At 72.8% G+C, this 12,213-nt stretch carries 8 protein-coding genes; 5 read left to right on the forward strand and 3 right to left on the reverse strand.

Features of this window, described 5'->3' with window-relative positions; all coding sequences use genetic code 11:
* Positions 1-8: 8 nt before the first annotated feature.
* A complete protein-coding gene (locus ACTWQA_RS04380; RefSeq protein WP_443158001.1) occupies positions 9-1,058 on the reverse strand; it encodes an SRPBCC domain-containing protein in 1,050 nt (349 codons plus the stop codon).
* 70 nt (positions 1,059-1,128) lie between these two features.
* Positions 1,129-1,548: an SRPBCC family protein gene (locus tag ACTWQA_RS04385; protein ID WP_327582520.1), complete on the reverse strand. Its 420-nt coding sequence runs from the start codon at positions 1,546-1,548 to the stop codon at positions 1,129-1,131.
* 140 nt (positions 1,549-1,688) lie between these two features.
* Between ACTWQA_RS04385 and ACTWQA_RS04390 the strand changes: the two genes are divergently transcribed.
* From ACTWQA_RS04390 to ACTWQA_RS04405, 4 genes are read left to right on the forward strand one after another with little or no spacing between them, the layout of a single operon-like run.
* Positions 1,689-3,233 (forward strand): TIGR02677 family protein, encoded by a 1,545-nt coding sequence (locus ACTWQA_RS04390; protein ID WP_443158002.1) that lies wholly within the window; start codon positions 1,689-1,691, stop codon positions 3,231-3,233.
* Complete coding sequence (locus ACTWQA_RS04395) at positions 3,230-4,429, forward strand: TIGR02678 family protein (protein ID WP_443158003.1); 1,200 nt, start codon at positions 3,230-3,232, stop codon at positions 4,427-4,429. The genes ACTWQA_RS04390 and ACTWQA_RS04395 overlap by 4 nt, the downstream gene beginning before the upstream one ends.
* Positions 4,426-8,679, forward strand: coding sequence for a TIGR02680 family protein (locus tag ACTWQA_RS04400; protein ID WP_443158004.1), 4,254 nt, complete (start codon positions 4,426-4,428; stop codon positions 8,677-8,679). Before ACTWQA_RS04395 ends, ACTWQA_RS04400 begins: the two co-directional genes overlap by 4 nt.
* Positions 8,676-10,112 carry a TIGR02679 family protein gene (locus ACTWQA_RS04405; protein ID WP_443158005.1) on the forward strand — a complete coding sequence of 479 codons (1,437 nt, stop codon included), beginning with the start codon at positions 8,676-8,678 and terminating at the stop codon, positions 10,110-10,112. Before ACTWQA_RS04400 ends, ACTWQA_RS04405 begins: the two co-directional genes overlap by 4 nt.
* Before the next feature lie 5 nt (positions 10,113-10,117).
* Here ACTWQA_RS04405 and ACTWQA_RS04410 read toward each other — a convergent pair whose 3' ends face one another.
* Entirely contained in the window at positions 10,118-11,053 is a 936-nt protein-coding gene (locus ACTWQA_RS04410) for a carbohydrate kinase family protein (protein ID WP_443158006.1), read from the reverse strand.
* 163 nt (positions 11,054-11,216) lie between these two features.
* Here ACTWQA_RS04410 and ACTWQA_RS04415 point away from each other — a divergent pair, with 163 nt between their 5' ends.
* Positions 11,217-12,206: a sugar ABC transporter substrate-binding protein gene (locus ACTWQA_RS04415; protein WP_443158007.1), complete on the forward strand. Its 990-nt coding sequence runs from the start codon at positions 11,217-11,219 to the stop codon at positions 12,204-12,206.
* Positions 12,207-12,213: the final 7 nt, after the last annotated feature.

Below are 12,213 nucleotides of genomic sequence, written 5' to 3' on the forward strand. Positions count from 1 at the left end.
GTGAACGCCTAGAAGACGGCGCTGTCCTCGACGTAGCGGCGGAGGTCGGCCAGATGCATCAGCCAGCCCTCGCGGTGCTGCGCGGCCAGGGCCGCGCCGTCCGGCAGCGCCCCCCAGCCCGTGTGCAGGATCCGGACCATCGTGGAGCCGCCGATCTCCGTGAGCTGGATCTCGGCCCGGGTCGCGGCGGGCCAGCCCTCGTCCGCCCATGACAACACCAGCAGATGATCGGAGACGACCTCGATCACCTTTCCGCTCGTGCGCGCCTGCCGCCCGTCGTCGTCGGTCCAGCGCTCCTCGAACCGTCCGCCGGCGGTCGCGTCGAGGTCGAGGTGACCCCACCAGCCGGCACGGATCTCGGCGATGACGAGCGCCTGCCACACGTCCCGTGCCGGCGCGACGATCGCGATCGACTCGTCGACCAAGGGTTGCTGCCGCTGCTCGCCCATGGTGGTCATCCTGCCGATGGCCGGCCGATCCGGCAGGCCCTCCTGGGGCGTGGCCATCGCCTGCGCGGACGCCGACCGGACCGTCTCATCCACCAGCAGCCCGCCCTCCTGCAGGATCAGCTGGACGATCTCCTCCAGCGGGCTGCTCTCGCCGATGATCGTCTCGTGCACGTCCGGCAGGACGTCCCCCTTGACATACCACTGCAGCATCTCCTCCGGGCCGACCCGGGCGCGCTGCGGCCGGGTCTCGTGCCGGCGCAGCGTCTCCTCCCAGGAGACGTCGAGGTAGTAGCAGAGCGTCCTGCCGCGGTGGTCGCGGCACAACTCCTGCAGCGTCTGCCCGTAACGGCTGCCGGCGAGGATGCCTTCCAGGATCACGTGGTAGCCGGCGTCCAGGGCGTGCCGGCACATCACGTCCAGGAGACCGATGTTCACACCGCCCGGCCGGTCCAGCTCGCGGAGTATGTCGCGACGGACCACGTCCTGGCTGATCACGGCCATGCCCCGGCGGCCGTAGGCCTCCCGCACGGCGTGTGCCACGGTGGATTTGCCCGAACCGGAGTTGCCGCGGATGACGATGAGGGTCGTGTCCTGTGATCCGGTGAGCACGGGACGACGGTACCGAATCAGGACGAGCGGCGGTGGGGGCTTACCGAATCCCGCTCGATCGGCCGGCGCGTCAGCCGGCTCCCTGGACGCGGTGGGCCACCTCGTCGGCCAGACGGTCGAGGGAGCGGTCGAGCAGCTCGCGGACCTCGTCCGCCCGGGGTCCCGAGTCCGGTTCGTCGAGCAGGGAGATGTGGACGGTCACCTCGCTGGTCCCGCTCGCCGAGTCCGCCACCTGCAGCCAGCCGGCGTAGTCGGGGTGGTCACGGCCGCCCCACTCCACCCGCAGCTGGTCCTCCGAGGCGCGGAACAGCCCCTCGTGCGTTCCCTCGCCGGGCACCAGGTCGCCGTCCGCCTCGACCGTGCCGGGGCCGGCGTCGGTGACGTGCAGGCCCCGCGGCAGCCAGCGGTCCATGACCGCGACGTCGGACGCGACGCCGTACACGATCGTGCTGGTGGCCGGCATCCCGCGCGTCGCCTCGAACTCAGCCACGTCCGTCCCCCTTCTCATCGCCCGGCCCGGGCCAATGGTGGCGCCGTACCCGTGTGATCTGAACGCAAACCGCGGCCGTCCTGTCGGCGTTCCCCGCTACGGTTTGCGGTGGCGGAAAGCATGAGGAGGGGAGCAGAGCGATGGCCGAGCTGCCGCGAGTGCCGCCGGAGATGTTCCGGTTCACCACCACGGAGAGGGCGGATCTGCATACCGCCGTGCTCTACGCCTTCGGGGAGGCCAACGAGCGGCTGGAGACGGCGCTCACCCTTGACGAGGTGCGGGAGCGGCTGCGGAGCGTGGGGTGGTACGCGCCGATCACTGAGCAGGATCTGGCCGGCACGCTCAAGCAGCTCGTGGGATGGCGGCTGCTGGACGTGATCTTCAATCACGCCGGCAGCTTCGCCACGGCCGAGGAGTACGAGCGGAAAAACCTGCAATATTCGCTGACCAAGCGCGGCGAGGCGGCGTTCGCCGGAGTGCAGCACGCGATGGCGATGCTGGCCTCGGCGGGGGCGCTGCAGACCGCGGTGCTCGATGCCATCGCCGACCGGCTGGGGGAGCTCGAAGAGCTGCTTGGGGACCCCGACCCGAGCCGTAACCGGCGCATCTTCACCAGCCTGCAGGAGCTCGAGGCGCATCTGGACGGGCTGCGCACCAACACCAAGCAGTTCAACGGGGAGCTGCAGCGGCTGCTGCGCGTCGAGGGGACGGATCTCACGACATTCCACGAGGTCAAGGCCGCCACGGTGGCTTATCTGCAGGAGTTCGTGACCAATCTGGAGCAGCGGGCGGACGTCATCGCCGCCGCATTGAGCGGGGTCGCCCGGCACGGAGTAAGCGTGGTGCACGCGCGGGCGCTCGACGGGGCCGACCTGCCGGCGATGCCAGGGGTCGATCACGCCACGCCGTGGCTGGCGGTCCGGGCGGCGCGGTGGGAGGGGCTGCGGCTCTGGTTCGCCCCCGAAGACGGCGGCGTTCCGCGGGTGCGGCAGCTGCACCATGTGGCGCGGCGGGCCATCGTGTCGTTGCTGCAGGTGCTCGACCGGATCACCGACTCGCGCCGGCGCTCCTCCAGCGCCGCGGCCGACTTCCGCACCCTGGCCCGCTGGTTCGCCACGGCGGCCGGCGAGGAGGACGCGCACCGGCTGTGGGACGCGGCCTTCGGGCTCGGGCCGGCCAGGCACGCGCATCTCGGTCACGCCGATGCCGAGCTCATCCCGGCCGGAGTGCCGTGGGCGGAGGCCGAGCCGGTCGAGGTGTCGGCATTGCTGCGGTCGCGGGGACGCACCGAGCGGATGGGCCGCACGGGGAGAGTGCGTGACGTGGTGGCGTTGCGGGCCGAGCGGCGGGCCAGGGCGGAGAAGGAACGGGCCGAGCTGGAGGCCGCCTGGTCGGCGCTCGCCACGACCGGGGCGATGCGGCTGTCGCAGCTGGGGGAGCTCGACCACGACACCTTCGGGCGGCTGCTCGACCTGCTGGGGCGGGCCCTGGCCGAGCGGCCGGACTCGACCGGGTTCCGGCGGGCCGTGACCTCGGACGGGCGGGTGGAGATCGTGCTCCGGGCCCCGGAGGACGGGGCGGTCGCCGTTGTGCGCACCTCGGAGGGATGGTTCAGGGGGCCCGACTACCTCATCGACATCCGCTCGCTCAGGCTGGGCGCGCGTGCCGGGGCGGTGGGCGCGTGAGCACTCTCGCCAACCAGCTCGTCCGGGCCGAGAAGGAGGAGATCGCGCGGGCGATCAGGACGCTCCTCGGCCGGCCGCTGGTGTCCCTGCACGACGATCCGGCTGCGTTCGACCTGATCAGGAAACGGCGGCAGCCGCTCACCCAGTGGTTCGACTACTTCTGCGGGTGGCGGCTGGTCGTGGAGCCGCGTCAGGGCTATGCCCGCCTGGTCAAGGTCAGGTCCGAGGCGAGCGCGACCCGGCCCGCCCGGCGGCGCCGCACGACGCGGGCGCCGTTCGACCGCCGCCGCTACACGCTGCTGTGCCTGTGCGCGGCCGAGCTGCTCACCTCACCGGTCACCACGATCGGGATGCTGGCCCAGCGCGTGGTGCAGGCGGCCGGGGTCGAGCCGGAAGTGCCGGCGTTCGACCCGGTCAGGGGCGAGGAGAGGGCGGCTTTCGTGGACGCGCTCAAACTGCTCGAGCACTACGGGGCGGTCACGGCGATGGACGGGACGACCGACTCCTACCTGAACGACGAGGACGCCAAAGTGCTCTACCGGGTCGACACCACCCGCGTGATCAGGCTGCTGGCCGCGCCGGTGCCCCCGTCCCGGATCGCGGCGGCGGGACAGGGCGCCGACCTCGCCGCGCTCACCGCGGAGACCCGCTACGGCGGCGACGAGCCCACCGAGACCCAGCGCAACCTGTGGGCCAGGCACTCGATCATCCGCCGCCTGCTCGACGAGCCCGTCGTCTACCGCGAGGAGCTGACGCCCGCCCAGTCCGCGTACGCGGCCTCGCTCACCGGCCGCCAGATCATCCGCCGCGCCGCCGAGGAGGCGGGTTTCGTGCTGGAGGAACGCGCGGAGGGTTTCCTGCTCGTCGACTCCGACTCCACCGCCACGGACGCCAGGTTCCCCGACGACTCCAGCCACGCCAAGGTCGCCGCCCTCCTCCTGCTCGATCTGCTGGTCTCCGCCGGCCCCGTGACCGCGGCCCGGCTCGACGCCGAGGCCGCCGGCCTGCTGCGCCGCTTCCCCCAATGGGCCAAGGCCTACCAGTCGGACGGCGGCGGGCCGCGGCTGGCCGCCGACGCGCTGGAGGCGCTCATGCTGTTCGGGCTGGCCCGCCGCACCGGTGACCAGGTCGCCGCCCTGCCGGCCGCCGCACGCTACCGGGTCGATCGCGGCACGGACCTCGTGGAGGACGAATGACAGTCACCGAACTCACCTCCGCCCGGGCCGGGCACGGGGGAGAGGGCCGCTGGACGCCCGTACGCGCCGGGATCCTCAACGTCTGGCGCTACTACGACGAGGTCTTCGAGTTCCACCGGGGCCGGCTGCTGCTGCGCGGGCCCAACGGCAGCGGCAAGTCGAAGGTGCTGGAGCTGCTGCTCCCTTACGTGCTCGACGCCAGCCTCAAGCCGAGCCGGCTGTCCACGTTCGGCGGCACCGAGCGCACCATGCACTGGAACCTCATGGGCGACGGCGCCACCGGCACCACCCGGGTCGGCTACGTGTGGCTGGAGTTCCGCCACTCCGACGGGCGCTGGTTCACCTGCGGCGCCCGCCTCCAGGCCACCATCCACACCAAAAACGTCACCGTCACCTATTTCACGACTGAAGCCCGCATCGACACGCCGGACGGCATCCGTGTCAGCGGCGACGGCGGCCAGCCCCTGACCAAGGCGCAGCTCGTCGAGGAGCTCGGCACGACCGGCAAGGTTCACGACTCCGCCGACGCCTATCGCACCGTCGTCCGCCAGACGCTCTACCGGGGGCTCAACGAGCAGCGCTACGACTCGCTGCTCACCGCCCTGCGCCAGCTCCGCACCCCCAAGCTGTCCGAACGCCTTGATCCCGGCCTGCTGTCCGACCTGCTGTCCAGCGCCTTGCCGCCGCTCGGCGAGGGTGAGATCCACGAGATCGCCGAGGGGTTCGAGCGGCTCGACCGGCAGCGCGAGGAGCTGCGCCTGCTCGACCGGGACGTGGAGGAGGCCGACCGGCTCGCCGCCCGGCAGTGCGGATACGCCCAGCGCGTGCTGCGCGCCGCGGCGGCCGCCGTGACCTCGGCCGGCTACACCATGGACTCGCTCGCCGCCGAGGCCAAGGCCAAGCGAGAGGCTCTGAAGGAGGCCGAGGACGAGCTGCTGGCCGCCACGGCGAGGCTGGGGGAGGAGGAGGCCCAGGAACTGGCGCTGGCCGCACAGATCGACGGGCTGAAGGAGAGCGAGGCTTACAAGGCAGGCAGCGACCTGCACCGGCTCCGCACCGAAGCGCAAAGCGCCCACGAGAGGGCGGCCGGGCTCCGCGACCAGGCGGGGACGGCGGCCCGGTCCGCCACCGGCAAGCAGGAGGCGGCGGCGCACGCCGAGGCGGCCGCCCGCACGGCCGCAGCGCTCGCCGACCGAGCCCGCACCGAAGCCCGCCACGCGGCCGAACGCGCGGGGCTGCTCGCGGTTCATGAGGAGAGCGAGCGCGCAGGCCGGGCCGCGTCTCCCGACGAGGGCGCTGACCTGCACGCGTCTCCCGGCCAGCGCGCCACGCAGGGCGCCTCTCGTGACGAAGGTGGCCGGGGCGGTGGCGCCGGGAGATCCATGTCCGGGACCGAAAGCCCTCATGCCGACGCCGCGCGCCGGCCTCGATCCGGCGACGGTGCCGGGGCGGGCGGCGACGACCGACTCGGCGTCGCCCCGCCGTCTGTCGCCCTGGAGAGCGTGCGCGACGGCGAGGAAGCCGTGCGCCGCGCGCGGGAGCTGTTGCGGGCCGCCGTGACCAGCCGTGCCGCCCAGATCAGGGAGGTCAGGGCCGCGGCCCTGACCCACGAGGAGGCCATCAACCGCCGCACCGCCGCCGAGCAGGACCGTGACCGGGCCAGAGACGGCCTCGCCACCGCCCAGCAGGCCCACGACCAGGCCGAACGCCTCCGCGACGAGCGCGCCCGCGACCTGGCCGCCGCCCTGGCCGACTGGGCGAGCGGCTGCACCCAGCTCCGGCTCGACCCCGATGAGCTGGCCGGCCTGGTGGACCGGTTCGAGCAGGCCGACGAGCTGGTCGGCACGGCCCGCACCACGGCCGCCGTCCGGCTGGCGGCCAGGGAGCAGGAGCTGACGACGTTCCGCGAAGGGCTCATGGCCGAACGCGCCGAGCTGGCCGGGGAACGCGAGGGGCTCGACGGGCAGGGAGTGCTGGAGCCGCCTGCCCCGCACACCCGTACCCCCGCCGCGAGGGACGGACGCGCGGGCGCGCCGCTGTGGCGGGCGGTGGCCTTCAGATCCGGCATCGACCTCGTCGCCCAGGCCGGGGTGGAGGCCGCACTCGAGGCCGCAGGCCTGCTCGACCTGTGGCTGCTGCCCGACGGCGGGTTCGACGCGGGCGAGCACGACGCCTTCGCCGTGGCCGCGTTGTCGCGGCCCGCGCCCGCCTACAGCCTGGCCCACGTGCTGATCCCCGAGCCCGACTCCCCGGCGCCGGCCGACACCGTGTTGTCCGGCATCGCGTTCGCGCCCACCGCGATGGGCGTCGACCATCCCGCCGTCATCGGCGCGGACGGCACCTGGCGGCTCGGCCCCGCCGCCGGTCGCTGGGTCAAGCCCGAGCCCTCCTACATCGGCGCCGCCGCCCGCGAACGCGCCAGGCGCCGCCGCATCGCCGAGCTGGACGAGCGGCTGAGCGAGCTCGCGGGCCTGATCGCCGACTGCGACCACCTGCTCGCCGTGCTCGCGGGCGACCGCGACACGCTGGCCGCCGAGCTGCGCCGCAGGCCGGACCGGAGACCCTACGCCGAGGCTCTCCAGGTCCTCGACGGCGCGGTGAAGAAGGTGGCGCTGCTGGAGGACCAGCTGCGGGCGCAGGAAGGCCGGCTGCACGAGCGCGAGAAGGAGGCCGGCAGGTCGCTGCGGCGGCTCACCGAGCTGGCGGCGGGACACGCTCTCCCGACCGCGCTGCCCGCGCTGGACAACCTGGAGGAGGCGCTCCGCACCGCCGAGACGACGGGCGCCGTCTGGCACGACCGCCGCGGCGACGCCCGGGCCGCCCGCGACCGCGCCGACGCCGCCGCCGAGACCGCCGGCGAATACCAGGAGCTCGCCGTGAGGGCCGTCGAACGCGCCGAGGAGGCCGCGGCCGCCGCCGTCGTGCTGGCCGAGCGGCTGGCCGCCATCGAGTCCACGGTCGGCGTCGAGCACCTGCACGTGCTCGAGCAGCTCCAGGCGACCCAGACCGCCCACCAGGCCTGCCGCCGCCTCATCAAGTCGATCCACGACGACCTGGCCCAGCTCAACGCCCGGCTCGGCCGGCTCAAAGGCGAGCTGGGCACGGCCGAGGACAAGCACGCCGAGGCGGGCCTGGCACGGGAGGCGGTGTCCGAACGTTTCCGCCGCCTGGCGGCCGGGCACCTGCCCGACGACGCGCGGGTGCCCGTCGAGCTGGCCCCGGACGCCGGGGTGCGGGCGGTGCTCGAGGCGGCCAGGGCCGTGGCCGAGCGGCTGGCGGCGGTGCCGTACGAGAACAAGAACGTCAGGGAAGCCGAGGCCCGGCTGCAGGACGCCTTCCACCACGCCAGGGAGACACTCGCCGACCGGGCGGATCTGGAGCTGGCGCCCGACGACGACGTCCAGGTCCTGACGGCCACCGTCGGCGGTGTCCGGGCCGGGGCGGCCGCGCTGAGCACGGCGCTGCGCAAAGAGCGCGACGAGCGGCGCTCGGACATCACGGAGGCGGAGCGGGACCTGTTCGATCGCACGCTGGCCGGGGACACGCGGCGGCATCTCGCCGACCGGATCAGGCAGGCCACCGCGCTGGTCGAGGGCATGAACCAGCGCCTCGAACGCGTCCGCACCGCCTCCCGGGTGGCGGTGCGGCTGGTGTGGCAGGTGGACCCGGCCCAGTCCGCCGGCACCCGGGCCGCCCGCGACCTGCTGCTCCGCGACCCGGCCGGGCTGAACGAGGCCGACAAGGAGGCCCTCTACGTCTTCTTCAGGGATCGGGTGGAGGAGGCGCGGGCCGACAACTCCGCGGCGAGCTGGGAGGACCAGCTGATGAAGGTGCTCGACTACACGGCCTGGCACCGGTTCATGGTCAAGCTCGATCGCGGGGACGGGCAGGGGTGGCAGGATCTCACCAGGAAGCTGCACGGGGCGCTGTCGGGTGGGGAGAAGGCGATCGCGCTGCACCTGCCGCTGTTCGCCGCGGTCGCCGCGCATTATCAGACCGATCCTGGGTGCCCGCGGTTCATCCTGCTGGATGAGGTCTTCGTGGGAGTGGACCGGACGAATCGGGGGCAGGTGTTCGAGCTGCTGGTGGATCTGGGGCTGGATCTCGTGCTCACGTCCGACCACGAGTGGTGCGAATACCGTGAGCTGGACGGGATCGCGATCCATCAGCTCATCACGGGGGATGGCGACGACGCGGTGACGACGGCCCGCTTCGTCTGGAACGGCTACCGTACGGTGGCGACCGAATGACCGCCTCCGGCCCGGCCGCCTCCGGCCCGGCCGCCTCCGGCCCGGCCGCCTCCGGCCCGGCCGCCTCCGGCCCGGCCGCCTCCGGCCCGGCCGCCTCCGGCCCGGCCGCCTCCGGCCCGATCGCGTACCACCTGATCGCCTCCGGCCCAGCCGTGTCCGGTCCGGCCGTGTCCGACCCGATCGCCTCCGACCTGGTCGCGCCCGATTCGACCGCATCGGATCTGCCGGGGGCCAGGGAGGCGGCCTTGGGTCGGACCGCGGCCGACCGGTTGCCCGATGATGTGCCCGCCGTCCCGGAGCGGCTGCGGGCGGCGGCGCTGCGGCCGGTCTGGGCGGCCCTGCACGAGCGGCTCTCCTCCGGCCACCAGGTCAGCCGCGTCAAAGTCACCGGCCTGGAGGACGAGCAGCAGGCCGCCGTGGCCGACCTGCTCGGCCTCGACCGCTACCCGGGCCCGTCGACCACCATCGACGTGGCCCGGCTGGAGGCCGCGCTGGGCGGGCTCGACGTCCGTGCCGTCACCGAGGCATTGATCGGCCCGCTCGACGACCGCAGACGCCGGCGGGCGGAGCGGCGGCAGGAGCGCGAAGCACTGCTGGACTGGTTCACCACCCACCCGGTGGTCACCGCCGAGCCGGCGCTGCTGGCCCTGTCCGCCGTCCGCGCCGGCCCCGACCTCCTCCATCAGACCCTCGCCGTGCTCGCCGCACTACCTGCCTCGGGACGGCCGCTGGCGGCGCTCGCGGCCGACGTGACCGGCGACCCGCACGCCCTGGACGACGGCACCAGGCTGTCCTCTCTGGTGCTGAAGGCCCTGTCGACGCTCTACGACGTGCCCGCGCCAGAGGGTGCCGAGGCCCGGCGGGCGTTGTGGGAGCGGGCGGGCGTGGCCTGCGACGCCCTGTCCACGACGGTCCTGGTCGCCGGCTTACGACCCGCCGGTGACTCCGCCCTGGCCAGAGTCCTGCGGATCTGGGACGGCCAGGCCAGCGTCATCACCCTCGCCCAGCTCCGGCAGGGCGTCTTGGAGCTGCGGGAACGCGACGTGTGGGTAGTGGAGAACCCGTCCGTCCTGGCGCTCGCCCAGCAGCGCTTCGGCACGTCGTGCCCGCCCCTGGTGTGCACTTCCGGATGGCCCAACAGCGCCGCCATCCGCCTGCTCCGCTCCCTGCCCGGCACCAGGCTGCACTACCACGGCGATTTCGACGGCGAAGGGCTGCGGATCGCCGCCTACACCATGGCCAAGACGGGCGCCGAGCCGTGGCGCATGTCCACGGCTGACTACCTGAGAGCTCTGGGGGAGGGCAGCACCCTGTCACCTGGTCGGGTGACGGACGCGCCCTGGGATTCTGGGCTGGCCCCTGCCATGCGATCACGTGGCCTCGCCGTCCCGGAGGAACTGGTCGCGGAACAGCTGCTCGACGACCTCGCCTGACGTGCTCAAAGAGTGGCGAGCTGGTCCGCCCACGGTGGGTTCGCGCCCGGAACCGAGCACGTCATCGCTGACACCTGAACCGCGAACTCCGCCGCCTCGACCGCCGCACCAAGCGTGAGATCGTCGAGACGGCCGCCGAGCAGCCCTTTGGAGCCGAGGCTGTGCAGCAGGCCGGCCGTGAAGGAGTCGCCCGCGCCGACCGTGTCCACGACGTCGACCTCGGGAGCCGGGACAGTCGTGCGCTCGCCGTCCAGCGACACCACTGCGCCGGCCGCGCCCTTGGTGATCACGATGAGCCGTGCGCCGGCCTCGTGCCAGTCGTCGCAGGCACGTGCCAGAGGTACGCCCGGCACCAGGAATCCCAGGTCGTCGTCGCTGAGCTTGAGGATGTCGGCCCACTCGCACCACCGGGCCACCGGGTAGTCGTCCCGGGAGGCGAGCGTGGGGCGGACGTTCGGGTCGAGGGAGATCGTGGCGTGCCCGGCGGCGGCCCGCGCGAACTCCTCGATCGCCGCCCGCCCGGGCTCCCTGGCCAGGGCGAGCGAGCCGGTGTGCAGGCATGCCGCCGCGCCGAGCAGGGAGGAGTCCAGCTCGTACGGCGTCCACTGCCAGTCGGCGGTCCCCTCCGCGTAGAAGGTGTATTCGGCCTGCCCCCCGGCGTCCAGCGCGGCGACGGCGAGCGTGCTGGGCTCCTTGGCGTCGACGGATGCCGACAGGTCGACGCCGGAGGAGGCGAGGTGCTCCCGGAACAGCCCGCCGAACACGTCCCCCGAGATCCGGCCGAGGAACCGCGTGGGGGTGCCGAGACGGGCCAGGGCCACGGCCGTGTTGGCGGGCCCGCCGCCGGGAAGCACGCGCAACGCCAGCCCACCCGGATCCGCGCCGGCGGAGTGCCGTTCGGTGAAGCCGTCGGCGACGCATTCGCCCAGGACAGCGATCATCTGGCCTGCCTTCATAGGCCCGCCTTTCCAGCGCGTTGCCGATTTGTTACGGCATGGGGGCATTGACGTTTCTCGGACGGGAGTCCATCATCGCAGCACGGCGGATGTCAACGTTGACATATGTCATCGTTGACATTGCATCCCCCGAGATAGGAACCCGCTCATGAATGCAAAACTGTCGGCCGGTCTGCTCATCACCTCCCTCCTCGTCACCGGCTGCGGAGGCGGAGGCGGCACCGAGACCGCCGCCACCACCACCCCCAAGGTCGGCTTGATCACCAAGACCGAGACGAACCCGTTCTTCGTCAAGATGAAGGAGGGCGCGCAGAAGTCCGCCCAGGCCAACGGTCTGGAGCTGATGAGCGCCGCGGGCAAGTTCGACGGTGACAACGCCTCTCAGATCACGGCGATCGAGAACATGGTCGCCGCCGGCGTGAAGGGCATTCTCATCACGCCGAGCGACACCAAGGCCATCGTCCCGGCGATCAAGAAGGCCCGCGACGCCGGCGTCCTGGTGATCGCCCTCGACACACCCACCGAGCCGCAGGACGCCACGGACGCGCTTTTCGCCACAGACAACTTCAAGGCCGGCGAGCTGATCGGCCAGTACGCCAAGGCGGCCATGGCCGGCAAGCCAGCCAAGATCGCCACGCTGGACCTGGCGCCAGGCGTCACGGTCGGCCAGCTCAGGCACGACGGCTTCCTCAAGGGGTTCGGCGTCCCGGCGGGCGACCCGTCCGTCGTCTGCTCCCAGGACACCCAGGGCGACCAGTCCAAGGGCCAGACCGCGATGGAGAACTGCCTGCAGAAGGCCCCTGACATCAACCTCGTCTACACCATCAACGAGCCCGCCGCGATGGGCGCGTACACCGCGTTGAAGGCCAAGGGCCGCGAGAAGGACGTGCTGATCGTCTCCGTGGACGGCGGCTGCGCCGGCGTCAAGGCCGTGCAGTCGGGCCAGATCGCCGCCACCAGCCAGCAGTACCCGCTCAAGATGGCCGAGGACGGCGTGAAGGCGGTGGCCGAGTTCGCCAAGGCCGGCAAGAAGGCCTCCGGCTACACCGACACCGGCGTCACCCTGATCACCGACAAGTCCGTCACCGGCGTCGAGGCCAAGGACACGGCCTTCGGCCTGGCCAACTGCTGGGGCTGACATGGCC

This window comes from Nonomuraea sp. 10N515B (assembly GCF_052245915.1).
Taxonomy (GTDB): domain Bacteria; phylum Actinomycetota; class Actinomycetes; order Streptosporangiales; family Streptosporangiaceae; genus Nonomuraea.

What these genes read in the sequence shown, in the direction of transcription:
- ACTWQA_RS04410 (WP_443158006.1), bottom strand. Translation starts at nt 11,053, where the DNA reads ATGATCGCTGTCCTGGGCGAATGCGTCGCCGACGGCTTCACCGAACGG.
- ACTWQA_RS04400 (WP_443158004.1), top strand. Translation starts at nt 4,426, where the DNA reads ATGACAGTCACCGAACTCACCTCCGCCCGGGCCGGGCACGGGGGAGAG.
- ACTWQA_RS04390 (WP_443158002.1), top strand. Translation starts at nt 1,689, where the DNA reads ATGGCCGAGCTGCCGCGAGTGCCGCCGGAGATGTTCCGGTTCACCACC.
- ACTWQA_RS04405 (WP_443158005.1), top strand. Translation starts at nt 8,676, where the DNA reads ATGACCGCCTCCGGCCCGGCCGCCTCCGGCCCGGCCGCCTCCGGCCCG.
- ACTWQA_RS04415 (WP_443158007.1), top strand. Translation starts at nt 11,217, where the DNA reads ATGAATGCAAAACTGTCGGCCGGTCTGCTCATCACCTCCCTCCTCGTC.